25 protein-coding genes are annotated in these 23,205 nt (G+C 72.2%); 9 read left to right on the top strand and 16 right to left on the bottom strand.

Going from position 1 to position 23,205, the window contains the following annotated elements; all coding sequences use genetic code 11:
• Window positions 1-325: 325 nt before the first annotated feature.
• Window positions 326-1,798, bottom strand: coding sequence for an argininosuccinate synthase (gene argG, locus NE234_RS42320; protein WP_252786815.1), 1,473 nt, complete (start codon window positions 1,796-1,798; stop codon window positions 326-328).
• A 134-nt stretch (window positions 1,799-1,932) separates the two neighbouring features.
• Between argG and NE234_RS42315 the strand changes: the two genes are divergently transcribed.
• Window positions 1,933-3,531, top strand: a complete 1,599-nt coding sequence (locus NE234_RS42315; RefSeq protein ID WP_252786814.1) for a dienelactone hydrolase family protein — start codon at window positions 1,933-1,935, stop codon at window positions 3,529-3,531.
• A 15-nt stretch (window positions 3,532-3,546) separates the two neighbouring features.
• On the opposite strand, the gene NE234_RS42310 is transcribed toward NE234_RS42315, so the two are convergent.
• Entirely contained in the window at window positions 3,547-4,647 is a 1,101-nt protein-coding gene (locus NE234_RS42310) for an NADH:flavin oxidoreductase/NADH oxidase (RefSeq protein WP_252786813.1), read from the bottom strand.
• A 104-nt stretch (window positions 4,648-4,751) separates the two neighbouring features.
• Between NE234_RS42310 and NE234_RS42305 the strand changes: the two genes are divergently transcribed.
• Complete coding sequence (locus NE234_RS42305) at window positions 4,752-5,111, top strand: ArsR/SmtB family transcription factor (RefSeq protein ID WP_252786812.1); 360 nt, start codon at window positions 4,752-4,754, stop codon at window positions 5,109-5,111.
• A gap of 40 nt (window positions 5,112-5,151) precedes the next feature.
• On the opposite strand, the gene NE234_RS42300 is transcribed toward NE234_RS42305, so the two are convergent.
• From NE234_RS42300 to NE234_RS42290, 3 genes are all read right to left on the bottom strand, one after another.
• A complete protein-coding gene (locus tag NE234_RS42300) occupies window positions 5,152-5,862 on the bottom strand; it encodes a DUF2306 domain-containing protein (RefSeq protein WP_252786811.1) in 711 nt (236 codons plus the stop codon).
• Between the two features lie 210 nt (window positions 5,863-6,072).
• Window positions 6,073-6,759, bottom strand: coding sequence for a response regulator (locus NE234_RS42295; RefSeq protein WP_252786810.1), 687 nt, complete (start codon window positions 6,757-6,759; stop codon window positions 6,073-6,075).
• Between the two features lies 1 nt (window position 6,760).
• Window positions 6,761-7,894 (bottom strand): sensor histidine kinase, encoded by a 1,134-nt coding sequence (locus NE234_RS42290; RefSeq protein ID WP_252786809.1) that lies wholly within the window; start codon window positions 7,892-7,894, stop codon window positions 6,761-6,763.
• 157 nt (window positions 7,895-8,051) lie between these two features.
• Here NE234_RS42290 and NE234_RS42285 point away from each other — a divergent pair, with 157 nt between their 5' ends.
• The 3 genes from NE234_RS42285 to NE234_RS42275 all read left to right on the top strand — a co-directional run bounded on the left by NE234_RS42285 (window position 8,052) and on the right by NE234_RS42275 (window position 9,194).
• Window positions 8,052-8,249, top strand: a complete 198-nt coding sequence (locus tag NE234_RS42285) for a hypothetical protein (protein WP_252786808.1) — start codon at window positions 8,052-8,054, stop codon at window positions 8,247-8,249.
• A 25-nt stretch (window positions 8,250-8,274) separates the two neighbouring features.
• A complete protein-coding gene (locus NE234_RS42280; protein ID WP_252786807.1) occupies window positions 8,275-8,697 on the top strand; it encodes a YchJ family protein in 423 nt (140 codons plus the stop codon).
• Window positions 8,698-8,828: 131 nt separating this feature from the next.
• The gene (locus NE234_RS42275) at window positions 8,829-9,194 is read left to right on the top strand and encodes a YciI family protein (RefSeq protein WP_252786806.1); all 366 of its coding nucleotides are present in this window, start codon (window positions 8,829-8,831) and stop codon (window positions 9,192-9,194) included.
• Window positions 9,195-9,313: 119 nt separating this feature from the next.
• Here the strand turns inward: NE234_RS42275 and NE234_RS42270 are convergent, their stop codons facing one another.
• From NE234_RS42270 to NE234_RS42260, 3 genes are all read right to left on the bottom strand, one after another.
• Window positions 9,314-9,766, bottom strand: coding sequence for a DUF7144 family membrane protein (locus NE234_RS42270; protein ID WP_252786805.1), 453 nt, complete (start codon window positions 9,764-9,766; stop codon window positions 9,314-9,316).
• Window positions 9,767-9,968: 202 nt separating this feature from the next.
• Window positions 9,969-10,835, bottom strand: a complete 867-nt coding sequence (locus tag NE234_RS42265) for a DUF6745 domain-containing protein (protein ID WP_252786804.1) — start codon at window positions 10,833-10,835, stop codon at window positions 9,969-9,971.
• Window positions 10,836-10,917: 82 nt separating this feature from the next.
• Window positions 10,918-11,664: an alpha/beta fold hydrolase gene (locus tag NE234_RS42260; protein ID WP_252786803.1), complete on the bottom strand. Its 747-nt coding sequence runs from the start codon at window positions 11,662-11,664 to the stop codon at window positions 10,918-10,920.
• Between the two features lie 63 nt (window positions 11,665-11,727).
• Here NE234_RS42260 and NE234_RS42255 point away from each other — a divergent pair, with 63 nt between their 5' ends.
• Window positions 11,728-12,735, top strand: a complete 1,008-nt coding sequence (locus NE234_RS42255) for a helix-turn-helix transcriptional regulator (protein WP_252786802.1) — start codon at window positions 11,728-11,730, stop codon at window positions 12,733-12,735.
• Window positions 12,736-12,848: 113 nt separating this feature from the next.
• Here the strand turns inward: NE234_RS42255 and NE234_RS42250 are convergent, their stop codons facing one another.
• Both NE234_RS42250 and NE234_RS45125 read right to left on the bottom strand, forming a co-directional pair.
• Entirely contained in the window at window positions 12,849-13,307 is a 459-nt protein-coding gene (locus tag NE234_RS42250) for a hypothetical protein (protein ID WP_252786801.1), read from the bottom strand.
• 107 nt (window positions 13,308-13,414) lie between these two features.
• Window positions 13,415-14,329, bottom strand: coding sequence for a LysR family transcriptional regulator (locus NE234_RS45125; protein WP_308207001.1), 915 nt, complete (start codon window positions 14,327-14,329; stop codon window positions 13,415-13,417).
• Between the two features lie 92 nt (window positions 14,330-14,421).
• Here NE234_RS45125 and NE234_RS42240 point away from each other — a divergent pair, with 92 nt between their 5' ends.
• Window positions 14,422-14,736 (top strand): muconolactone Delta-isomerase family protein, encoded by a 315-nt coding sequence (locus NE234_RS42240; protein ID WP_252786800.1) that lies wholly within the window; start codon window positions 14,422-14,424, stop codon window positions 14,734-14,736.
• Between the two features lie 134 nt (window positions 14,737-14,870).
• Window positions 14,871-16,142, top strand: coding sequence for a YbfB/YjiJ family MFS transporter (locus NE234_RS42235; protein ID WP_252786799.1), 1,272 nt, complete (start codon window positions 14,871-14,873; stop codon window positions 16,140-16,142).
• Window positions 16,143-16,197: 55 nt separating this feature from the next.
• Here NE234_RS42235 and NE234_RS42230 read toward each other — a convergent pair whose 3' ends face one another.
• The 3 genes from NE234_RS42230 to NE234_RS42220 all read right to left on the bottom strand — a co-directional run bounded on the left by NE234_RS42230 (window position 16,198) and on the right by NE234_RS42220 (window position 19,015).
• Window positions 16,198-17,574 (bottom strand): hypothetical protein, encoded by a 1,377-nt coding sequence (locus NE234_RS42230; RefSeq protein WP_252786798.1) that lies wholly within the window; start codon window positions 17,572-17,574, stop codon window positions 16,198-16,200.
• Between the two features lie 155 nt (window positions 17,575-17,729).
• The gene (locus NE234_RS42225) at window positions 17,730-18,008 is read right to left on the bottom strand and encodes a hypothetical protein (protein WP_252786797.1); all 279 of its coding nucleotides are present in this window, start codon (window positions 18,006-18,008) and stop codon (window positions 17,730-17,732) included.
• A 137-nt stretch (window positions 18,009-18,145) separates the two neighbouring features.
• Window positions 18,146-19,015: a LysR family transcriptional regulator gene (locus NE234_RS42220; protein ID WP_252786796.1), complete on the bottom strand. Its 870-nt coding sequence runs from the start codon at window positions 19,013-19,015 to the stop codon at window positions 18,146-18,148.
• Between the two features lie 140 nt (window positions 19,016-19,155).
• Between NE234_RS42220 and NE234_RS42215 the strand changes: the two genes are divergently transcribed.
• Window positions 19,156-20,115 carry an NADP-dependent oxidoreductase gene (locus tag NE234_RS42215; RefSeq protein ID WP_252786795.1) on the top strand — a complete coding sequence of 320 codons (960 nt, stop codon included), beginning with the start codon at window positions 19,156-19,158 and terminating at the stop codon, window positions 20,113-20,115.
• A gap of 82 nt (window positions 20,116-20,197) precedes the next feature.
• Here the strand turns inward: NE234_RS42215 and NE234_RS42210 are convergent, their stop codons facing one another.
• From NE234_RS42210 to NE234_RS42200, 3 genes are all read right to left on the bottom strand, one after another.
• Window positions 20,198-21,694: a M6 family metallopeptidase gene (locus NE234_RS42210; RefSeq protein WP_252786794.1), complete on the bottom strand. Its 1,497-nt coding sequence runs from the start codon at window positions 21,692-21,694 to the stop codon at window positions 20,198-20,200.
• 213 nt (window positions 21,695-21,907) lie between these two features.
• Window positions 21,908-22,351 (bottom strand): hypothetical protein, encoded by a 444-nt coding sequence (locus NE234_RS42205; RefSeq protein ID WP_252786793.1) that lies wholly within the window; start codon window positions 22,349-22,351, stop codon window positions 21,908-21,910.
• Window positions 22,352-22,539: 188 nt separating this feature from the next.
• A complete protein-coding gene (locus tag NE234_RS42200; RefSeq protein ID WP_252786792.1) occupies window positions 22,540-23,157 on the bottom strand; it encodes a TIGR03086 family metal-binding protein in 618 nt (205 codons plus the stop codon).
• Window positions 23,158-23,205: the final 48 nt, after the last annotated feature.

The following is a 23,205-nucleotide window of genomic DNA, read 5'->3' as shown; positions in this document are numbered from 1 at the left end:
GCTTCTCCGTGCCGGCGGTCCTGCCCGTCACGCCGGTCTTCCGGGACGTCCGGGCGGCCGACAGGGTGCTCGGGCTGGAGCGCACCACCGGGCGCGCCGTCGACGCCGGATATCTCACCGGCGAGGAGGCGCGACGCTGGCTGGACCACCTCACGAGCGGCCCGTTCCTCGCCGCCGTGACCTTCTACATCGTCGTCGCGGAGGTCCTGACGGCCGACACGCCGGAAGGCCGGGGAGCCTCAGGGGGCACCCCGGCCGGGACGGCGGGCCGGTCCGCCGGCGCCGAGCCTCAGGGCGGCTCGGCCGGCGCGGGCCTCATCGTGGTTCAGTCGGTGCCGGACTCCATCGCGGCGTGGTCGAGCAGCTCCTCGTCGGCGGGAACGACCTCTCCCCGGCCGCCCGGGCCGCGGGAGGCGATCGCCTCGGCGCCGCCTTCGGCCATCGCGCCGATCAGCCCGGTCGAGGCGGCCTGGTCGGCGCCGATCAGGGTCGGGTGCGAGCGGTTGCTGCCGACCATGCCCATCGCGGCGTACTGCTCGAGCTTGGCGCGGGAGTCGGCGATGTCGAGGTTCCGCATGGTCAGCTGACCGATCCGGTCGACCGGGCCGAACGCGGCGTCCTCGGTCCGCTCCATGGACAGCTTGTCCGGGTGGTAGCTGAACGCCGGCCCGGAGGTGTCCAGAATGGAGTAGTCCTCGCCGCGCCGCAGCCGCAGGGTGACCTCGCCGGTGACGGCCGTGCCGACCCAGCGCTGCAGCGACTCGCGCAGCATGAGCGCCTGCGGGTCCAGCCAGCGGCCCTCGTACATCAGCCGGCCCAGCTTGCGGCCCTCGTTGTGGTAGCTCGCGAGGGTGTCCTCGTTGTGGATGGCGTTGACCAGCCGCTCGTACGCCGCGTGCAGCAGTGCCATGCCCGGCGCCTCGTAGACGCCCCGGCTCTTGGCCTCGATGATGCGGTTCTCGATCTGGTCGGACATGCCCAGGCCGTGCCGGCCGCCGATGGCGTTGGCCTCCAGCACCAGGTCGACGGCGGAGCCGAACTCCTTGCCGTTGATCGTGATCGGCCGCCCGGCCTCGAAGCCGATCGTGACGTCCTCGGCGGGGATCTCCACTTCGGGGTCCCAGAACCGTACGCCCATGATCGGTTCGACGATCTCGATGCCCGCGTCCAGGTGCTCCAGCGACTTGGCCTCGTGGGTCGCGCCCCAGATGTTCGCGTCCGTCGAGTAGGCCTTCTCCGTGCTGTCCCGGTAGGGCAGGCCGTGGGCGAGCAGCCACTCGGACATCTCCTTGCGGCCGCCGAGCTCGTTGACGAACTTCGCGTCGAGCCACGGCTTGTAGATCCGCAGGGAGGGGTTGGCGAGCAGGCCGTACCGGTAGAACCGCTCGATGTCGTTGCCCTTGAAGGTGGAGCCGTCGCCCCAGATCTGGACGTCGTCCTCGAGCATGGCCCGCACCAGCAGCGTGCCCGCGACCGCCCGCCCGAGCGGGGTCGTGTTGAAGTACGTGCGACCGCCGGACCGGATGTGGAACGCCCCGCAGGCCAGGGCCGCGAGACCCTCCTCCACAAGGGCGGCCCGGCAGTCGATCAGCCGGGCGACCTCCGCGCCGTACGCGGTGGCACGCCCGGGCACCGAGGCGATGTCGGGCTCGTCGTACTGGCCGATGTCAGCGGTGTAGGTGCACGGGACCGCACCCTTCTCGCGCATCCACGCGACCGCTACCGAAGTGTCGAGGCCGCCGGAGAAGGCGATCCCGACGCGCTCGCCGACTGGCAGGGAGGTCAGCACCTTGGACATGAGCACAAGTATGCACGGCCATGCATCAATATGCAAGCGCGAAAGCTCCGAACACCCCGAACTCCGCACTCGCCGCACGCGTCAGATCTCGCCGACCGGGATCTCCGGTGGAGCCGAGCGGCAGGGGACGGACCGTGGAACTCGACAACCAGACGGGGCCACCGCCGGGAACGACCGGGCCGGGCCGGCCGGCCCGCGTTCCCCTGCGCCCGATCGCGCTGGTCCTCGCCCTGATCGCCGCGGCGACCGGGATCCTGGGCCTGGCCACGGCGGACGACGGCCTCGAACGCCGGTCCGCCGTCGTGGCCGGCGTGCCCGTGGAGGTCGCCCGCCCGGCGCGGACGACCGGCAGGCTGCCCGGCATCGTCGTCGCGCACGGCCTGGGCGCGAGCAGGCAGCTCATGCGCGGCTTCGCGGACACGCTGGCGCGCCGCGGGTACGCGGTCGAGCTGGTCGATCTCGCCGGGCACGGCGCGAGCACCGAACGGCTGCCGGGCACGGGTGAGGGACCGGCCGCCGACGCCCGGCTCGACCACGACCTGGACGTCGCCGTCGGCCACCTGCGCGCCCTGCCGTGGGTGGACGGCGGGCGGATCGGGCTCCTCGGTCACTCGATGGGCGCCGCCGCGGTCCTGCGGTACGCCGCCGCGCACGCCGACGTCCGCGCCACGGTGGCGATCTCACAGGGCGCGATGGCGGTGCCCGGATCCGCGTCCCGCCCGCGTGACCTGCTCCTGCTCGCCGGCGGCCTGGAGTTCCCCGGCTACCGCGACGGCGCCGTTGCCGCGCTGCGCGCCGCCTACCCGCAGGGACGCGCCGGCGTGACGTACGGGGATCCGCGGGCCGGGACCGCACGCCGCGCCGTGCTCGTCGGCGGCGTCGAGCACGTCTCCATCCTGTTCGCCCCGCAGACCCACCGGGAGGTCGTCTCCTGGCTCGACGCGGGCTTCGGCCGCCCGGCGGCGCGCGGCGGCGTCGGCCTGCGCCCGGTACGGCGTGTGGCGTCGGCGATGCTCCTGCACCTCGCGGCCGTGCTGAGCTTCGGCGCGATCGCCTCGGCTTTGCTCGGGCGGATGCCGCCGCCCGGCCGGGAGCGCCGCCCGGTCCCTCTTCCGGTCGCGCTCGGCGTGCCCGCGCTCGCCGTCGCGGTGGCCCTGCCGGCGATGGCGGCGCTCCCCCGGAACCTGCTGCCGCTCGCGGTCGCGGGGCCGCTCGCGGGATTCTTCGGCGTGATCGGCGCCGCCATCCTGCTCGGCCTGCGGCTCGCCGGGCGAAGCGGCGGCCGGCGCGACGGGACACGGCCGGCGACCGCCGCGGCCGCCGTGATCCTGGCGGCGTGGACGGTGCTGTCCTTCGCCGTGCCGGCGCAGCTCGGCTGGGCGCACGCCGTGCCCGTCGGCCCGCGCGTGTGGGCCCTCATCCCGGTCACGGCATGCGCGGCGCTGTTCTTCGGCGGAGTCGAGGCGCTGTGCGCCGGGTACGGCCGGCGCGCCGCGACGATGATCCATGCCTGGACCACCGCCGGGGCGCTGGCGGGCCTGTGCCTGGCCGTGTTCCTCGGCGCGGCCCCGCCGTTCGTCCTCCTCGTGGCGCCGCTGCTCGCCGCGCTGCTCGTCTGGCAGGGCGTTCAGGCGGCGGCGCTGCGCGCGGTCCGGGCCCCGGCCTGGGTGACCGCCGTGGTCGGCGGCGTGCTGCTCGGCTGGCCACTCGCCGTGACCATGCCGATCGGCTGAGCCGGGGCGAGGGGGTCAGACGGCGCGGTGGTACGGGTCGGGCCAGGTCGGCTCGGCGCCGAGCTCGCGGGCCGCGCGGTTCGGCCAGTACGGGTCGCGCAGCAGTTCGCGCCCCAGGAGCACCGCGTCGGCGCGCCCGGAGGCGACGATCTCCTCGGCCTGGCGGGGCTCGGTGATCTCACCGACCGCGGCGACCGGCACGTCCGTCTCGGCCTTGATCTGCGCGGCGAACGGCACCTGGTAGCCCGGCCCGGTGGTGATCCGCGCGCCGGCGGCGATGCCGCCGGTGGAGACGTCGATGAGGTCGATGCCGTGGGCGAGCAGCTCCTTGGCCAGCCGTACGCTGTCGGGCACCGTCCAGCCCTCGCGGTCGTCCTCGGGGTTCTCGGTCAGCCAGTCCGTCGCCGAGACCCGGTAGAACAGCGGGAGCTCGTCGGGCCAGACCGCGCGTACGGCGTCCACGACCTCCAGCGCGAGCCGGATCCGGTTCTCGAACGAGCCGCCGTACTCATCGGTGCGGTGGTTGGTGTGCGGCGAGGCGAACTGGTGGATCAGGTACCCGTGCGCGCCGTGGATCTCCGCCACCTGGAATCCCGCGTCGAGGGCCCGCCGGGCGGCCGCCGCGAAGTCCTCCACGACGCGGCCGATCTGCTCGCGCGTGAGCTCGGCCGGCACCGGGCCGTCCGCTCTGAACGGCAGCGGGCTCGGGGCCACCGGCCGCCAGCCGTACGGCTCGTCGGGGGCGATGGGGCCGCCGCCCCGCCAGGTGCGCTCGGTGGAGGCCTTGCGGCCCGCGTGCGCGAGCTGGATGCCGGGCACGCTGCCGTGCGCGCGCAGGAACGCGACGATGCGGGCGAGCCCGTCCCGCTGGCGGTCGTTCCACAGGCCGAGGTCGGCGGGGCTGATCCGGCCCTCGGGGTTGACCGCCGTGGCCTCGGTGATGACCAGTCCCGCGCCGCCCACCGCGCGCGTGCCCAGGTGCGCCAGGTGCCAGTCGCCCGCGACGCCCGTGTCCGGTCCCTCATCCGGGGCGGAGTACTGGCACATCGGCGACATCCACGCACGATTGGGGAACGTCAGCTCTCGCAGGGTGAGAGGCTCGAACAACGCACTCACGGATCATTCTCCTTCAGCCGGATACATTAGTACGGTATACGCCGTAGTACGAGAAACGCCAAACTACGAGGGACGTCGTACTCGACGACGAAGGGAGGAGCGCCGTGCCGACCACCGGCCGGGTCCTCGACCACCCCGCGCGCACGGACATCCGGCTCGAGTCGGTGCTCCACGCGCTGTCCGACCCGGCACGCCTCCACGTGGTCCGCTGCCTCGCCGAACTCCCGCCGGGCGAGGAGGTCGCCTGCTCCGCCATCGACCTGGCCGTCACCAAGTCGACCACCACGCACCACTTCCGCGTCCTCCGCGAGGCGGGCCTGATCAGCCAGGTCTACCGGGGCACCGCCAAGATGACCGCCCTGCGCCGCGCCGACCTCAACGCGCTGTTCCCCGGCCTGCTGGACGCCGTCCTGACCGCCGACGCCGCCCAGCGCCACCGCGCCACGGCCCGTCCGGACGGGTGACCCGGCACCACCGGACGTCCTGACCTGACCCTTGCCGAGGTCAGCGAACCGCTCCCGCGACGGGCCGGGCCACCGCGCGAGCGGTCGGACCGGCTCCGCGGCCGGTCGGCCGGCGGCGGATGATCCATTCGGCGACGGCGAGGTTGATCAGCCAGCCGGCGGTCATGAGCACCGCCTTGCTGGGCTTGCCGAGCGGTCCGACCATCAGCATCCAGGGCAGCTGGGTCAGCACCTGAGTGCCCGCGCCCAGCCCGATCGCGTACCCGCGGATCATCCAGGCGCGGTGCGCGGCGACGCGCCGCCGCCGGATCGCGGCGAAGCCGAGGACCATGGACGCGACCATGGCCGAGCCGAACACGAGCCGGACCCCGGTGAGGACTGCACCGGTGTCGGCGGGCCAAGGGTAGAACACGGTCATCCACAGGCCCGACAGCGCCGCGGCGACTCCGGCCGGCACCAGGACCCGCCCGGCGGCGCGGTGCCAGGCGAGCCGCCGGCGGCGGAGGCCCGGCGCGAACTGGAACGCGCCCAGCACGCTGAACAAGGTGACGCTGACGATGTGCACGACCACGGGCACGGGTGATGCGAAGAACCGGGCGTTCTCCGGCGTGATCTGCGCGCCACCGGCCAGTTCGGTCACCCGGGCCATGCCCGCGGCGACCGGGACGGCGCTGAGCGCGAGCAGCCCGGCGGGGATGAGCCTGTCTCCCCTGGCGCGCGTGGTCCGCTTCTTCTCGGTGGAGGAGGTCACGGCGAAATCCCTTCTCGGTCCCGGCCGACCGGTGGCAGCGCGCCGGGACGGCCGCAGGGGCGTCCTTCGCCGCGCTTCGATCGGTGATGACCCGATCGTGACGGTTGACGCGGTGCGGTTCATCGGGAGAAGGTCCTGCGCCGAACAGCCGATCGTCCGAGGGAGAGGTCGTACTTTCGGCGCGTCACCGGTTCGGCGCGCCGTGGTACGTCACCGGTTCGGCGCGCCGCCTCGCCCGAACCGGTTGCCGACGCGCTTCGTCTCGTACGCCCAGATGGCGATGTCGACGCGGTTCCGGACGCCGAGTTTGGTCATCAGGCTCGTGACGTGCGTCTTCACCGTGCTGAGAGTGATGTGCAGCTCATCGGCGATCTCGCTGTTCGTCCGGCCCCGTGCCACGGCGGCGAGGATCTGCTCCTCCCGGTCCGTGAGCGGGTCGATGGGTTGCACGGGCGCAGGCGCGGGCGCGGTGTCGGCGAACGTCTGCAGCAGGCGCGCGGTGACGCTCGGGGCGATGAGCGCGTCGCCGTCGGCGGCGGCGTGAACGGCCTGGGCGAGCAGGGCCGGGCCGGCGTCCTTGAGCAGAAACCCCCGGGCCCCGGCCTTGAGCGCGGCGTAGACGTACTCGTCGAGGTCGAACGTGGTGATGACGACGACCGCCATCGGGGCCTCGACGCCCGGACCGGCGAGGAGACGGGTGGCCTCGATGCCGTCGAATCCGGGCATACGGATGTCGAAGAGGCACACATCAGGGCGTTCTCGCCGGGCGAGTTCGACGGCTCGCCGGCCGTCGGCGGCCTCGCCCACCACGTCGATGCCCGGCTGGGCGTCGAGGATCATCCTGAGCCCGGTACGGACGATCTCCTGGTCGTCGGCGACGATCACGCGGATGCTCATCTCACCCACCCGTACGCGGCAGGACGGCGGTCACGGTCCACCCTCGCTCGGGATCCGGCCCGGCCTCGCAGGTGCCGCCGAGCAGGCCGGCGCGTTCGATCATTCCGATGAGCCCGTATCCCGGCGACGCGTTCGGGCGTACGAGGGTGGTGTCACCGTCGTCGCTCACGCGCAGGCGCACGGACGTGTCGTCGGCCGCGACGCGAACCTCGATGCGAGTGGCGTGCCTGGCGTGCCGCCGGGCGTTGGTGACCGACTCCTGGGCGAGGCGGTACAGCGCGGCCGCGACCGGCGGAGCGAGGTCGCCGAGGTCGCCGGCGATCCGTACGTCCACGGACGGACCGCCGCGGGCGCCGCTCGCGAGTTCTTCGAGGTCGGTCACGCGCGGGCCGGGCGCGAGTTCCGCCGGTTCGTCCCGGCGGAGGGCGCGGACGATCGTGCGCATCTCGGCGAGCGTACGCGACGCCTCCGTCTCGATCACCCGGAGCGCGTCGGTCGCGGCGTCCGGGTGCGACGGCGCGGTCGCCAGGCCCGCCTGGGCGCGGATCGCGATCGCCGACACGTGGTGGGCGACGGTGTCGTGCAGGTCGCGGGCCAATCGTTCCCGTTCGAGCAGCTTGACCTGGTCGAGTTCGCGCATCCGTGCGCCGGCCCGGTACCGGAACGCTCCGCCCAGAGCCATCGCCGCGAACAGGACGGCGGTGAGGGCGACCGAGTCGGTGAGGCTCGTGTCGCCGGTGGCCAGCGAGAGGACGACCTTGGCGAAGATGATCGCCGCTCCGATGACGGTCTGGCGCCCGGACCCCCACCTGAACAGCGCGTACGGCAGGAGGATGAGGTACGCCATCGTGTAGAGCCCCGGTGGCTGCCCGGTCGTGAGCAGCGTGGCGAGGGCGGAGGCCCCGGTGGTGACCGCGATCGTCGCCAACGGCCTGGTCCGGCGCCACAGCAACGGGGGCACGAGCCCGACGGCGAGGACGACCGAGAGCATCCGCCACGGAACGTCCGGCCGAAGCACTCCTTCGAGCACCGCGGTCGGCAGAAGCACTCCGACGAGCGCCCAGTCCCGCCATACCCGCACCGGGGCGCCGGGAGGCCGGGGCTCCTCCCAAACGGAGCGTAGAAGGCCGAGCACCGCCCCATCGTACGGGGGAGGACGCCGCTCCTGATCAGCCGAAAGTACGAGAGCCAGGGGCGTCCGCGCGCTCCGGTCAGAGGAACTGCTCGGCGGACTGCTGCGGGCGGGCCGGATCGAGGAGGCCGGGACGCTCGTTGGCGAGGAACCGAATCCCGTGGTCAAGAAGCACTGGCTCGGCGTATTCATCGCCGAACTCGCCACGTCGGGGCACTCGGTGAGTTCGGCGCCGCCGCGCTCCGCCGATCTCCTCGGCGGCGAACACTGGCGGGCGGCGTTCCCCGCGCTCCGCGTGCTGCGGACCGACGCCCTTCGCGCCGTGCTGGACGCGGTCCTGAGCCAGTCGCGGTCATGACCTCGTTACGGCCACAATGAGACGCATGACCCAGGACGGCCCGGACGCGGCGAGTTGCCCCTGCGGGCTGCCCGCGACGTACGACGACTGCTGCGGGCGGTTCCACCGCGGGAACGCGAAGGCGCCGACCGCGGAGCGGCTGATGCGCTCGCGGTACGCCGCCTTCTGCGTCCAGGACGAGGCCTATCTCCTGCGCACCTGGCACCCGTCGACGCGGCCGCCGCACATCGACTTCGACGAGACGCTGCGGTGGCAGCGCCTCGAGGTCCTCGGCACCTCCGGCGGGAGCTATCTCGACACCGACGGCACCGTCCGCTTCCGCGCCCACTACCTCCTGCGGAACCGCCCCGGGCACATGGAGGAGCACAGCCGCTTCGTCCTCCAGGACGGCGCCTGGCTCTACGTCGGCCCCCTCGCGTCCACGCCCCTGTTCGGGTCCGGTTCGTGACCGTAGAACGCGGCGAAAAAAATTCTGGCCGGGGTGTCGATTCGTCGCGTCGTCGTTCGACGCGTAGGTGACGGCCGGCCAACGCGTCCGGAACCGACCGGACCCGGCCCGAGACGACAAGGGAGACAGCCATGCGATTCCTGATGATGCACCGCCTCGACGAGCGCGCCCCGGAGGCCTGGAACCCCAGCCAGGAGTTCATCGCGAAGATGGGCGCGATGATCCAGGACTGGTCCGAGCGGGGCATCCTGATCACGGCCGAGGGCGTCCACCCGTCCGAGAAGGGCGCGCTGGTCCGTAAGGACCGGGGCGCGGCGACCAAGGTGACCGACGGACCGTTCACCGAGGCCAAGGAGGTCATCGGCGGGTTCGCGCTGATCAACGCCGAGGACCGGGCGCAGGCCGTCAAGTACGCCCAGGAGTACGCCGACCTGTTCGAGGAGATCGAGGTCGAGGTGCGGCAGGTCGTCGAGTTCGACGACCTGCCCCAGTCCTGACCCGGCCGCCGACCGGGCGCCGGTCCGCTCCCGTGTGACGAGCGGACCGGCCGGTCGACGCGGCGGTCGTCCGGGCCGTGGCCGGGTGCGGCCTTACGGGATTCCGCCGGCGTTCGGCGTCAGAGCGCGACCGAGCCCGCCGGCGAGACCACCAGCCCGTAGATGATGAGAACGCTGAAGGCGATAACGATGATCGACCACACCGGGGAGGCGTTCAGAAAGGCGAATCGTCCGATGATGACGAGGGCGGCGAGCGCGATTCCCGGCGCCTTCGCCCACGGCTGTCTGGCGAGGATCGCACCGCCGACGACGAACTGCGCGATTCCCAGGACCAGCCAGATCACACCCCAGGCGGTGTAGTCGAAGAAGAGGAGCCTGCTCGCCGTGACCTGGTAATAGTCCCTCTTCATGAGGGCGGTGAGGCCATCGAGGACGTTGAAGATGCCCGCCACGCAGATCATCAAGCCGGTGAATGACAACCAGCTCGATGTGACCGGTCCGCGGGAAGTTCGATCTCCGACAGCACCCGACATGGCAGTCCTCTGTCGACAGAGTTGTTCGAGAGCCGTCATCCCCAGCCTTCTACCGGCCCTAAACGGCAGGAGCCGCGCGATCGCCGATCCTTGGGGCGGTCTTGACGCGCGGCGGCCATCGGCCCGGAGCATCCACGGCGATGCCGCGCTCCCGGTGCCGCGGAGCCCTGTTGACCGCGCTGCCGTCCGCCCGGGGCGGGCCGGGACGAGGGCGTTCCCCCCGTCCCGGCCCGCCGGCCGGTCATGCCAGGAGCGGATGCCAGCCGTCGCGGTAGCGGACGCCGCCGCGGCGGAGCCGGACCTCGTCGTGCCAGGTCCCGGGGACCGGATCGGTGAGGACCAGTTCGGGCCGGTCCACGACGACGCACACGTCCTCGCCGGGCCACCACCAGCCGCACGAGCGCGCCAGCGCGGCCCAGTCGCCGAGTTGGTCGAGCTCGTCCGGCCCGTAGGAGGCCAGTCCGAGGCGATGCAGCGTGTCGTAGTAGGCGACCCACGCCGCGTCCTGCTGCCCGTACCAGCACGCCGGTACGGGCCCGCCTCCGGCGAGCGTGGTCCGGACGGGGATGCGGAACCCGTGTGCGAGGCTCCGGTGCAGCGCGACGCGGACGCCCTGGTGCAGCACGACGCCCAGGGGAACTCCGGCGTCGAGTGCCTTGAGCGGCGGCAGTTCGGGCCAGGGTTCCTTGTTCTTGCCTCTCCGCACCGGCGACAGCTCCGGGTCGGTGTGGGCGACACCGGAACTGAGCCTGCCGCGCAGCTTCGCGGCGACCATGGCCAGGTCACTGGCGAGCGGTGGGGTTCCCCGCTGCCGGGGATCCCGAATCCGCGCGTACAGCGCCTCGAGGGTGGGCAAGCCGGTGACGAGCGGGATCGCCTGTGCCGGAGAGTCCACCCAGAGGAACCGCGGGCGTGGACGGAGGATCCTCGCGTAGATCCTGGTCAGATGGTGTTCGGCGGTCCGCCGGTCGGCCGGCCGTGTCGACAGGCCGTATGCGAGCCACTTCCGCCTGATGTCGGCGGCTTTCTGCCACAGGCCGTACGCGCTCTCATCGCGGAGGTCGGCCTTCGGTTCGGCGGCGTCATGGCGCCGCGGGGGCGCGATCAAAGCGCCGGGGCGTCGCCGCCCTTTCGGTTGGTGATCATGCCTTGATGATGGCCCGCGCCCCGCGGTTCGCGCAACCCGTGTTCTATTCCGTTCCGGCCGCCTCGTGCAGGATCTCCGCCAGCGCGCCCGGCCGGTCGAACATCGGCCAGTGCCAGCCGGGCAGCTCCCGGTAGGCCCCGTCCTCGGCCGCCATGTGCCGGAAGGCGGGGACCGTGCCGATCATCGCCCGGACCTGTTCCACCCGGAAGCCGCACAGCACGTACCGGCGCGGGAGCTTCTCCCACGCGCCGGTCAGCCGGACCGGGGTGGTGGCGGTGGCCCACGGCTGCGGCACCGACAGCCGCTCCAGCCGTTCGAGCACGTCGCCGGGCAGGTCGACCGCCGCCCCGGCGGCGAGTCGCACCCACGGCGGGGGCGGCAGCTCCCGGCCGTGGCCCGCCGTGCGCACCAGCTCGGCGGTGCGGGCCTGTTCCTCCGGCGGAGCGAACTCCGCCTGGGACATCCCGTCCGGCAGCGGTCCGGTGTCGACGAACACCAGACGGGAGATCCGGTCCGGCATCCGGTCCGCGACGCTCGGGACCACCACCGCGCCGGCGTAGCTGTGCCCGACCAGCACCACGTCGTGCAGGTCCTCGTACCGGATCAGGTTGAGCACGTCGGTGACGTGCGTCTCCAGGTCGGTGTCGGGGCGGGCCAGGTGCGCCCGCTCGCCCATCCCGGTCAGGCTGAGCGGGTGGACCTCGTGCCCGCGGCCGCGCAGCTCGTCCGTCACCGAACGCCAGGCCCAGGCGCCCAGCCAGAACCCGGGGAGAAGTACGTAAGTCGCCATGACCGGCACGCTAGGCGGGATACAGGACGGAATCCGCCCGGTATGTGCGGCAGACTTCAGGGCATGGCCCGACCGACCGCCCGGGTGCTCGCCCTGCTGGAGATCCTCCAGGCCGGCGGCACCCGTACCGTCGCCGACCTCGCCGACCGGCTCGGCGTGGACGAGCGCACCGTCCGGCGTTACGTCGATCATCTGATCGACCTGGACGTCCCGGTCCGGTCGGTACGCGGGCGGTACGGCGGTTACCGCCTCGCCCCCGGCTACCGGATGCCCCCGCTGATGCTCACCGACGAGGAGGCGCTGGCGGTACTGCTCGGCCTGGTCGCCGGCCGCCGGGCCGGGCTGGTGACCACGTCCGTCGCCGCGGCGGAGAGCGCCGCCGCGAAGGTGCGGCGGGTGCTGCCCGAGGCGCTCGGCCGCCGGCTGGAGGCGCTGCTGGCGACCGTGGAGTTCACCGCTCCGTCGCGTCCCGTGACGACCCCGGAGGCGGGTGTGCTCCTGGTGCTCGCGGAGGCCGCGCGGCACCGCAGGCCGGTCGCCCTCGGCTACAACTCCTGGGGCGGACGGCGCAGCGAGCGCACCCTGCAGCCGTACGGGATCGTCCTCCATTCAGGGCGCTGGTACGTCACCGGGGCGGACTCGGCCAGCGGCGAGGTGCGCACGTTCCGGCTGGACCGGATCGAGACCGCGACGGCGTTGACGGGGTCGTTCGAGGTGCCCGAGGGGTTCGACCCGACCGCCCGTGTGCTGTCCGGGCTCGCCGAGGTGCCGTACCTGCACGAGGTGTCGCTGCGCATCCAGGGCACCGTCGCGGAGGTACGCGCCCGGATCCCGGCCGGGATCGCGACGGTGGAGGATCTCGCGGCAGACCGTGACCTGCCGGAACCCTGGGTACGGGTCCGGCTGCGGGCGGAGCGGCTGGAGTGGGTCGCCGCGATGCTCGCCTGGCTGGACCGTCCGTTCGTGATCGAGTCCCCGGACGCACTCCGCGACGACGTACGCGCCCTGTCCCGGCGGCTCGCCGCCCGTGCCGACGCCCTTCCGGACGAGACCTCCGGTCCCCCCTGGTGACCGGCGCGAATGCCGGCCGGGCGGCTGAGCCGAACGCCCCGGGACCGCCGTACCGCGGGCGTCCGGCCCACGGCCGCCGACGTGACCGGCCCCGCCCGCACCGTGATCGCCGATCAGCCCTGGCTTCGCATGCCGTACGGCGTCATCATCAACGCGACCACGGCCACCAGGAGCACGACGGACAGGAAACCGACGATCCAGACGATCGTGAACCGGTCGGGTCCGATCTCGGCGTCGGGGTTCTCCGTCCAGGCGACGTAGGCCTTGATCATCCGCTTGCGCACGGGGAGCAGGGCGATCGGGATGGAGACGCACACGACGCTGTACAGGAACAGGACCGGTGCCGTCGGTCCGGCATCGAGCAGGTTGGTCGCCATGACGCCGCCCATGAACACCGGAGTCGTGATGGAGACCGCCCGTCTCGCCTGCCGCCTCTGCCGTCCCGACGCGCTCCCTCGCCCGCCGGCGAGTTCCATGCCGACGAGCAACGACCGCAGGCCGACGGCGAAGAGAACCGTCGCCGCGGCCGCGATCAGCGACCAGCCGAACTGGGAGATCGAGAACAAGCCCATCCTCACTTCACCGCGGCCGCGCGCCTCACGGAATCGGGCACGCGGTCGTGACCGTGGATTGGACGACGGCGCCGCGCTCGCGGTTCCGGATCGCCCGCAGGGATCTCCTACCGCCGGTAGGGATCGCCGTCGGGCAGCCAGGCGTCCGGCTCGTGGATGCCGAGGTCGCCGACGCCCTCGGTGAGGGCGTCCACGGTCGCGAGCACGGCCGCGCGGACCTCGTCGCGCCGCCAGACGAGCGACCAGGTCCAGTAGACCTTCGGGGCGATCACCGGGCGCTGGACGAGATCCGGTGGCAGCGGGGCCGTCTGGCCCTTGGGCGAGTTCAGGATCGGGCGCCGGCTGCGGCGGACGTGCTCGAAGAAGGCGGGGCCGGTGATCCCGCCGTCGGAGATGCGCACCGCGCGGGCGCCGGTGTCGCGGGCGAGTTCTTCGGCGAAGGAGTTCCACGACCCCCAGGACGTGGTGTCGTCGTCGAGGAGGACGACGGTGTCCTCGGCCCGGACCTCACCGGTGTTCCCTCCCGTGGAGACCGCGTAGAGCCGGTCGGCGCCGAGCAACCGGGCCCGCAGGCCATGGTCGGCGAGGTCCGTCGTCCGTACCCAGCACACCGCGAGGTCGAGCCCGCCGTCGGCGACCCGGCCGGCCTGGGCGTGGGACGGAACGATCCACGTGTCGACGCGCAGTTCGGCCACCGCGGAGGCGCGGGCGGTCAGGTCGGCGGGCACCCAGTTGACGTAGCCGAGCCGTACCGTCTCGGAGCCGGAGATCCGGCCCGCGCGCCGTTGCAGGTCGTCGGCCCGTTCGAGCAGGTCGCGGACGTGCGGCAGCAGGGCCGCACCGGCCGGCGTGAGGGCCACCGAGCGGCGGTCGCGGTCGAACAGGCGTACGCCGAGATCCCGCTCCAGCGCTTTGATCTGCTGCGACAGGGAAGGCCCGGCGATCAGCAACCGCTCGGCGGCCCGGCCGAAGTGCAGTTCCTCGGCGACCGCGACGAAGTACCGCAACTGGCGCAACTCCACCCTCGCATCGTAGGGCTCTGGGAGGTTCCGCCTACCAGCAGCGAGGATGCCGGTCGTGGCGCCGGTCCCGGTCACGCGTGCACCCTGGAGCCATGGAAACGGCCATGAAGGAGTTCCTCGTACAGATCATTACGAGCGTCCCCGAGGGCACCGACCCGGCCGAGGTCGACCGCCGCCGCGCCGCCGAAGCCGTGCGGGCCGGAGAGCTCGCCGCCACCGGCCACCTGGTCCGGCTCTGGCGCCCGGTCGGCGAACTGCGCAGCATCGGCATCTGGCGCGCCACCGACGAGACCGAACTGCACGAGAAGGTCCTGGGGACCCTGCCCCTGCGGGAATGGATGACCTTCACGGTCACCCCCCTGACCCCGCACCCCAACGACCCGGGCGGCCACGGCACCGCCGGCTGACCACGAGACGCCCCTTCCCCCTGTGGCCCGCGCCGTCGCCCCCCGCACGGCGAAGGGCCGCTCTTCGGCTCCCCGCCTCCTCCCCTGCGGCGGGGAGCCGGTGTCCTCCACTCCCCTCACCGAGGAACGTGCCTGTGTCCACGGCTTTTCCGCGCCGTCGAACCGCCCCGTCCGGTGCCGTGCACCGCTCGGCCTGGATCCACGTGTTCCAGGCGGCCGCCGCGCTGGCGGCGGGGATGGGCGTCGGCCGCTTCGTCTACACCCCGATCCTTCCCCTGATGCACGCCCAGGCCGGCCTGTCGGCGGGGAACGGCGCGGACCTGGCCACCGCGAACTACGTCGGATACCTGGCCGGTGCCCTCCTCGGCATCGCCCTTCCCCGGCTGACGCGCTCCCCGGCCGTCCTGCGCGGCTCCCTGCTGGTGATGACGGCCGCGCTCGCCGCGATGCCGTCGACGCACAGCACCGCGGTATGGCTGGCCCTGCGGCTGTTGGCCGGTGCGGCCAGCGCGCTGATCTTCGTCATCACCGTGAGTTCGCTGTTCGGCCGGCTGCGCGGCCACTCCGCGCACCTGGTCGGCTGGGCGTTCGGCGGTGTCGGCGCCGGCATCGCCCTGTCCGGCCTCCTGGTGCTGATCCTCCGCTCCCTCGCCGACTGGCGGGCCGCCTGGTGGGCCTCCGCCGGCCTGGCCGCGCTGTTGACCGCCGCCTCCTGGACCCTCCGGCCCGAATCGGCGCCACAGCCCGAACCGGCACCCCGGCCCGGACCTGCGCCGCGGCGGGACCCGGTACCCCGGCCGGGCGCCTCCGTACGCGAGCAGACGAGCGGCCCGCGAACCCACCGCTGGTTCACCGCGCTCTTCGCGTCGTACACGCTGGAGGGCATCGGCTACATCATCGCCGGGACGTTCCTGGTCGCCGCGGTCGAGCAGGGCTCCCCCGGCTGGATCGGCGGCTGCGCGTGGGTGCTGGTCGGCCTGGCGGCCGTTCCCTCATCCGCGTTCTGGGCGTGGTCGGGCCGGCGCTGGTCCCGGCCCGATCTCCTGATCGCGGCGCTGGCCGTGCAGGCCGTCGGCATCGCCCTGCCCGCTCTGATCGGCGGGGTCGCGGCGGCGCTGCTGTCGGCGCTTCTCTTCGGCGCGACGTTCCTCGGCGTCAGCACGATCGCGCTGGCCGCAGGCGCCCACCTGCGGTTCCCCCGTTCGGTCGCGCTGCTGACAGCGGGATACTCCGTCGGGCAGATCCTCGGCCCGCTGGCCGTCACGCCGTTGCTGCACCACGGCTACCACCAGGCCCTGCTCCTGGCGGCCGTCGTCGTCCTGGCCGCCGCGACCGCCGCCGCCGTCCTCCGGGTCGGCTTCCCGCATCACATGCCCGCGCTCGGCCATCCGGCATCGCGTTCATGACCTCCGCGGGTGTTCGGCCCCGAGCCCGGGGGCGGCGGCGTTCGCCTGCGGATCCTTACGGTGTGGCGGTGACGGGCTTCGCCGGAAGCCGGCCGGGCAGCGTGATCACCGAGTTCGCCTCGGCTCCCGTGGCGCGCACGTACGCCTTGCCGTCGGTCCCGGTCGAGAAAGTGTCGGATCCGCCGTAGAACACCACCGCGTAGTAGCCCGACCCGTACGCCTTGACCTTCTTGCTGAATTTCCCATGCTTGTCGGTCTTGGCCCAGGCCAGGTGATACCAGGTCTTCTTGCCCTTGAACCGGAAGATGACCTCCACCTTCCGGCTCGCGTACCCGGACCGCTTGGTCATCGAGACCGCCCGGCTGAGCGTTCCGCTCACCGTGACCGTGTGGTTCTTACGGACGCTGTGCGGCGACACCTTGAACTTGTCGAACCGGGTGTTCCAGCGCCACAGCTTGACGGCCGAGCTGACCGCGGGCGTGTAGTCGGCGTTTCCGGCGAAGGACGCCCGGTAGTAGCCGGAGCGTCCGGTGAAGAAAGAAGTGGCGAAGATGCCGTCGGACGTCTGGAATTTCGTCGTGGCGACGGTGCGCCACGAGCCGTTCCCCGTCGAGTACTGAATGGCGACCGGCTGCTTCTCCACCGACGCGGTGCCGCGGCCGAGGTCGGTCTCGCCCCTGATCGCGACGGTGCCGTTCGCGTCCAGGGACGCCTGGATGTCCCAGAACCTCGGCTTCGGCCGGACCGTGATCGTCGGCGTGTACGCGTCGACGAGCTGGTACAGCGAGCCGTGCGCGCGGGCCCAGATGGCGTCCGTGCAGACCAGGTTCGCCTTGGTGGCGAACCTCCCGGTGTCGTCGGTCGTGACGCTGCCCAGCGACACGCCGCAGTCGGACAGGTCGACGGTGACGCCGGCGGCCGGCGCCGTACCGGTCTCCGTCGGCCGCTGTACCGTGCCGGTGACGCTGACCGGGACGCCTTGGTCGGCCTTGGTACGGTCCACGGTCAGCGTCATGCCGAGCTGCGGCCGGTTCAGCTTGACGAAGACCGACGTCGTGGTCCCCGCGTGCTCGGTGGTGTACGGAGTCGAGGCCTCGACGACGATCTGATTCGGAGAGTCCGAATCGATGTCCTGCTCCGTCGGGCTGAACGACGCGGTGAAATGCCCGGTCGCGTCGGTGGTGACATCCGCGATCGTGCTCTCGTTGTGCTGGACCCATAGGTGGACGCCCAGGCCCACCACGGGGGTGTCGTCGGTGGGTGAGGTGACCTGGCCGGACAGTACGGCGGTCGGGTGATCGGGGTCCAGGACCGCCGGATCGGCCGAAACGGTGAGATTCGGCGCGAGAATCGGGTCCGCATTGGCGGGAACGGCGGTCAGCCCGATGAACAGGCCGAATACGCCCACTCCGCCGATAAGGCGTCGCAACATGGGGGCTTCCGAGGGGTGAGGAAAAGCATCCGGGGCGGGGCGGAAAAGGAAGATCGCCCGAATGCTATCGCTCTTTGATCGACGATCGGGTGAAATTACGGTGTCTCACGGGAGCCCGCGGAATTCGCTTCCGAGGGGCCGCGAACCGGCGCGGCTCAGAGCCGGGGAACGGCCTTCGAGTGTTCCGCGGGCGGGCCGTGACGGTCCTGCGGCTCGGGCCGGACGAACAGGTCTCCCAGCCTCCGCAGGCGGTCGGGATCGCCGGACGCGACGGCGCGGCCGTCCCTCAGCCCGCCGGCCAGGTCCGTACGGCCCGCGGCGATGTCGGCGAACAGGTCCTCGGACGGGACGTTGCGGCTCGGCGCGGCGTTGGACGTGACGCTGCCATCGATCGGCGAGCCGAGCGGGCCGCCGATCTCGTACGCGCCGCCCACCAGGTGTGTCCCTACTCCAGCGCCACGCGCGGCAACGTCGACGTCGTCCTCACGGCGAACGGCGCGCGGCTCTGAACCACCGACGAGGCGGCAGGCGTCGCAGGCCGTCCGCCCGGGTGCCGCGCCGGGCGGACCACTTACCCCGGCGCCTCGACGGCCGCGCCCATCCCCCGCGACTCGGCGACGGCCACCGCCGCGCGCACCAGCGCGGCCACGGCACGGCTGCGGGAGCGCTCCGGCCAGGCGATCACCAGCGAGGCGGGAGGACAGTCCTCGACGGGGACGTACGCCACCGCCTGCCGGGGATACCGCGCGGCGACCGACCTGGGCAGCAGGGTCACCGCCGCGCCGAGGCCGACGAGCGCGAGCAACTGCGCGAGGTCCTGCACGCCGTGCTCGCCGATGTCGCGCTCCGCCCGTTCGTCGACCTCCTCGGGGCCGATCCCGAGGTCGGCGAGCCGTATGCGGGAGGCCCCGGCGAGGGCGTGGTCCGCGGGCAGCGCCGCCACGCGGGGCTCGACCGCGACCACATCCACGTCGATGCCGCCCGGATCGTACGGCGCGAACATCAGCGCGGCGTCGGCCTCACCCGTCCGCAGCAGCCTCGAGTGCTCCCGCCACCCGCACAGCCGTACGGCGACGGGCTCGGCGTCGGGCTCGTCGGCCGTCGCGGCGAGGATGTCCTCCAGCAGGCCGCCGTCGGCATCCGCCTTGACGGCGAGCAGCACGCTCCGATGCGGCGCCGAGGCCCGTACGGCACGGCGGACCGCCGCGTCGAGCGCCTCCAGGGCCGGCCGCGCGTGAGCCAGCAGTACGGCGCCGGGCTCGGTCAGCTCCACCACGCGCGTGGAGCGCTCGAACAGCCGCACGCCGAGCTCGGTCTCGAGGTTGCGGATCGCCCGCGACAGCGCGGGCCCGGCGATGCCGAGCCGTGCCGCGGCGCGCGTGAAGTTGCGTTCCTCCGCGACCGCGACGAAGTACCGCAGGGCCCGGGACTCCGTCGGCATGCCTCTCACACTATTGCCCGATCGGCACCGTGATTGCTGCCTTTTCGTTCATGGTCGGTGCCGGATCGGTCCTTCCTCGGGACCTCGCCTCTCCCCCAGGCTGATGCGACGGCAGGCCCACTGCGGAACGGAGAAACAGCATGCGAGCAATCGGCATCGAGCATTTCGGTGAGACGCCGACCCTCAGGGAGGTGCCCGTCCCCGAGCCCGGCAGCGGCGAGGTGCAGGTCGCCATCGAGGCGGCGTCGACCAACCCGCTGGACCTGGCCATCGCCTCCGGGGCGCTGGCGGCGCTCGGGGAGTACCGGTTTCCGCTGACGCTCGGCATGGACGGCGCGGGGATCGTGACCGCGATCGGCGACGGCGTCACGGAGTTCCGCGTGGGGGATCGTGTCTTCGGCCAGTTCTGGAGCAGTCCGCTGCGGTTCGGCACCTTCGCGGAGGTCTCGGTGGTGCAGGCGGTGCCCGCGTTCGGCGCGCTGGCGCGCATCCCCGACGAGTTGCCGAGCGACGTGGCCGCCGCACTGCCGACCGCCGGCATGACCGCGTTCGGCACGCTCGACGTCATGCGGGTGCCCGAGGGCGGCACCCTGGTCATCCTCGGCGCGACCGGAGGCGTCGGCGCCTTCGCGGTCCAGGCCGCCGCCGCCCGTGGAATCCGCGTCATCGCCACGGCCTCCGCCCAGGTCGCGGAGGAGGTGCGGAAGCTGGGCGCCACCGAGGTCGCCGTACGCGGCGCGGAGCCCCTCGACCAGGCGCTGCGGAGACTCGCGCCGGAGGGCGTCGACGCGATCCTCGACACCGTCGGCGACCGCTCCCTCACGAGCAGCGTGGCCGGTGCCGTACGGGATGGCGGAGCGCTGCTGTCGATCGCCTTCGGCGTGGACGAGAAGCTCCTCGCCGACGAGCGCATCCGTGCCGCCGACTACCGGCTCGATCGCAAGCCCGAGCGGCTCGCCGAGCTGACGAGGCTCGTCACCGCGGGCACCATCCGGCCCGTCATCGGCGCGAGGCTCTCCTTGGAGGAGGCGCCGCGCGCCCTCGCCGGCGAAATCCGGCCCACGGGCATGCGCGGCAAGACCGTCCTCCGGGTGCGCTGACCTCCGAATCCGTCCCCGGCCGACACCCGCGTCCCGGCCGGCACCTGCCACCGGGACGCGGATGCGGACGGCCGGAGGCGGGTCAGGAGACGCTCAGCGCGGTGTCGTCGAGAACGAACGAGGTCTGCAGCTGCGATCCCTCGGTTCCGGTGAACTTCACGGTGACGGTCTGGCCCGCGTAGGCGGCGAGACTGTAACTGTGCTGCTGGTAGCCGGTGGCGGCGTTGAGATTGGAGAAGGTCGCCAGGGTGGACAGCACGGTGCCCGAACCGTTGAGCACCTGGACCTTCAGGGTGTCGTAGGCGGTCGAGGTGGACGTCTCGGCGGTGTCGATGTGCAGCCAGAAGCTGAGCGAGGCGGTCGAGCAGGCCGCCGGCACGGTCACGGTTTGGGAGAGTGTGTCGGTGTTGGCCGTCCCGTAGCCGTTGAGCCAGGCGTCGTAGGCGCCCGTACGAGGCGGCTCGCCGGAGGAAGTGCCGATGACCCCCGAGGTGGCCGTCCAGCCGACGCCGGAGCCGGACTCGAACCCGGGGTTGGTGAGCAGTTGCGCCGGGGTGCACGAGGAGGTCGGCGTCGGGGTCGGGGTCGGCGTGGTGGTGCTGCCGGCGCCGGCGAGCCACTCGGTCGCGTTCAGGCCGAGTTGCGCGTCGGTCGCTTTGGCGTCGTTCCAGCCGTTGTACAGGGTGTTGCCGGACTGACCGGTGCCATCGTCGATGTCGGAGCTGTCACCCCAGAAGGCGACCCGGCCCTTGCCGAAGGTGCTGGTGGCGAAGAAGGCCCCTGTGGTCCCGCCCGGCGTCGCGGTGGTCACGTAGAGCAGGCCCTTGACGCCTGCGTTGTCGGCCGGGTGCAGGGTCGCGGTGGTGCCGTTGTACAGGGCGCCTGCGGTCACGGTTCCGTACGGGCCGTGCAGGACCGGGTCGGTGCTGTCGGCGATGGCGGTCGGGTAGCCGCTGGCGATGTTGAGAAGATCGACGCTGAATCCGAAGGGGTCCGTACTGTCGACGGTGTTGTTGGTCATCAGATCGTTGATGATCTTCGGTGAGTCGGCGCCGTCGTTGTTGCGGTCGCTGCCGGTGTGGTCGGAGATCAGGAACAACCCGCCGCCGTTCTTGACGAACGTCATCACCGCCGTCTTCTCGGCCGTACTGAGCAGGACGTTGGGCTCGGGCAGCACGAACTCGTCGAAGTTCGAGAGGTCCTGGGGGTTGGAGGAGTCGCCGTAGGTGATCGTCTTGCCGGGGCCGAGGGTGTCGAGGGTGTAGTTCCCGGTCTTCTGCAGGGCCACCCCCCAGGCCGAGATGGCGCCGGTCCAGTCCGTCTCCACCGTCGGCGAGGCCTTCTGCGCCGTCGGGTCGGGAATGCTCGTGCTGATGATCCAGTCGGCGTTTCCCGCGGTCTCGGCCTTGCTGTCGTCGAACAGCACACGGTGTTTCGTCACCGCCGCCGCCGGATGAGAGCTCGCGACGGCCACGAGCGTCACGGCGGCGAAGGTGAGGGCGGCGATGACGAGCGCGGTGATCGCACCCAGCGGACGTGATCTGGTCGTACGGGGTGGGATGGCGGGGAGGTGGGGCATCCGAAGCGCCTCTCAGGCGGAGATGAGACGTCCTGAGAGTAAGTTCGATGCGCGGCGCAGTCCACGTATTCGATGACAGCCTTTGACGCTCGCGGAAAGTGCGTCAGGTGCGCGCCACGACCACAGGCGGTGCGGGTTCTCAAGCCGGTGGGCTTCCTGCCGGAGGTGGAGCGGCCGCCTATGGCCGTTACGCGGATACGCCGCCGCGATGCTTCAGGAGGTGCGGCGTGCCGCACGCATGGGAAGCCAGACGGCGAGAGCCATGATGGCCATCGCGAGAGGGACGTGGATCGCGGTCAGGGTGTCCTTGCTCGCGTCGCGGATCTGCCCGCCGAGGTAGGACTCCACGACGATGAGGACGATGAAGACCAGGCCGCCGATCCACAGGTCCTTTCGCGCGCGTCGCTTCCAGAGCGCATAGGCGGTACCCAGAACCGCGAAGGCAAGAGCCACATCCGCGCCCCGGGCATGAACATCGATCCAGCTTCCGGCGGCGTCGCGCTGCCCGTCGTGCTCGAGGAAGATCCCGGCCCACAGGCCCTGGAGGAGGACCGCGAGCGCGGATATGCCCATCAGGACGCTGAACGCGGTGTTGCGGGCGGAGGAGACGGCCGGGGAATCGGCCCGGGTCGTCGTCTGCTCTGTGCTTCTGCTCATGTCGGGCTCGCAATCTTGTGCGGGGGCAGCGCCTGGAGAGCCGTCGCCCATGGTCCCAGTGTCAGGTGTGGCGGTGAAGCGCAGGTTGATGCCGTTCGACCCGCGATCGTACTCTTCGCGTACGAGTGCGAGGATCTGGGCTCCCGCGAGATGCGGCGAGGCTCGTACCGGTCCGGCTCGGCCCACGCTCACACGCCGGGCTGGGGCCTCCGGCCCATACGGTGCAGCAGCCGGTCCTGCCGCGACGCGTCGTGGGCGAGCGTTCCGCCGGGGGCGGCGAAGAAGCGATGAGTCGTCTCGGCCGCGACGGGTGTCTCCGACAGACCGGCGTAGATCTCTTCGAGTGAGTCATCGATCCAGGCCACCAGGCCGGCGTCCAGCCGATCATCGGCGCCGATGGCCCGCGCCAGATCCCACGTATGAACGGTGCTGTCCGTGGTCCGCACCGCGAGCGCCTGACGGCCGGTCACCTTCCCCAACGGGTAGTCGAGAACACGATCGAGCGCACCCGGCGCGGCGAACGCTTCGGCGCACTCCTCGACGGACCGGAGGTAGGCGCCGACCGGATCCGTGCCCAGCGCGTCGGCGTCCCGGAGGCGGAGGAACTCCGCGCGGGTGGCGCCCTGCACGAGACGCACGTAGTTGAGGTTCCCGGCGGTCATGTGATTGACCAACTGGCGTACGTTCCACTCCGTACAGGGCGTCGGCCAGGCCCATTGCTCGGGCCGCACCTCGCGGAGCCTCGCCTCGAACTCCGCGCCGGCGAGGAGGAACCGATCCATCAACATGTCGAAAGCGCCACCCATACGACACAAGTGTGCGCATCCCTCGCCGCCGAGACTGGCAGATATGCG

This window comes from Actinoallomurus rhizosphaericola (assembly GCF_024055675.1).
Classification (GTDB): Bacteria; Actinomycetota; Actinomycetes; order Streptosporangiales; family Streptosporangiaceae; genus Actinoallomurus; species Actinoallomurus soli.
The sequence above is the reverse complement of the archived record's forward strand: the minus strand, read 5'-3'. Positions and strand labels throughout refer to the sequence as shown.

Coding starts and splice junctions, on each gene's coding strand:
- argG (WP_252786815.1), bottom strand. CDS start 1,798: ATGTCCAAGGTGCTGACCTCCCTGCCAGTCGGCGAGCGCGTCGGGATC.
- NE234_RS42295 (WP_252786810.1), bottom strand. CDS start 6,759: ATGAGCATCCGCGTGATCGTCGCCGACGACCAGGAGATCGTCCGTACC.
- NE234_RS42280 (WP_252786807.1), top strand. CDS start 8,275: ATGACCCAGGACGGCCCGGACGCGGCGAGTTGCCCCTGCGGGCTGCCC.
- NE234_RS42275 (WP_252786806.1), top strand. CDS start 8,829: ATGCGATTCCTGATGATGCACCGCCTCGACGAGCGCGCCCCGGAGGCC.
- NE234_RS42270 (WP_252786805.1), bottom strand. CDS start 9,766: ATGACGGCTCTCGAACAACTCTGTCGACAGAGGACTGCCATGTCGGGT.
- NE234_RS42260 (WP_252786803.1), bottom strand. CDS start 11,664: ATGGCGACTTACGTACTTCTCCCCGGGTTCTGGCTGGGCGCCTGGGCC.
- NE234_RS42255 (WP_252786802.1), top strand. CDS start 11,728: ATGGCCCGACCGACCGCCCGGGTGCTCGCCCTGCTGGAGATCCTCCAG.
- NE234_RS42250 (WP_252786801.1), bottom strand. CDS start 13,307: ATGGGCTTGTTCTCGATCTCCCAGTTCGGCTGGTCGCTGATCGCGGCC.
- NE234_RS42240 (WP_252786800.1), top strand. CDS start 14,422: ATGGAAACGGCCATGAAGGAGTTCCTCGTACAGATCATTACGAGCGTC.
- NE234_RS42230 (WP_252786798.1), bottom strand. CDS start 17,574: ATGTTGCGACGCCTTATCGGCGGAGTGGGCGTATTCGGCCTGTTCATC.
- NE234_RS42220 (WP_252786796.1), bottom strand. CDS start 19,015: ATGCCGACGGAGTCCCGGGCCCTGCGGTACTTCGTCGCGGTCGCGGAG.
- NE234_RS42215 (WP_252786795.1), top strand. CDS start 19,156: ATGCGAGCAATCGGCATCGAGCATTTCGGTGAGACGCCGACCCTCAGG.
- NE234_RS42210 (WP_252786794.1), bottom strand. CDS start 21,694: ATGCCCCACCTCCCCGCCATCCCACCCCGTACGACCAGATCACGTCCG.
- NE234_RS42205 (WP_252786793.1), bottom strand. CDS start 22,351: ATGAGCAGAAGCACAGAGCAGACGACGACCCGGGCCGATTCCCCGGCC.
- NE234_RS42200 (WP_252786792.1), bottom strand. CDS start 23,157: ATGGGTGGCGCTTTCGACATGTTGATGGATCGGTTCCTCCTCGCCGGC.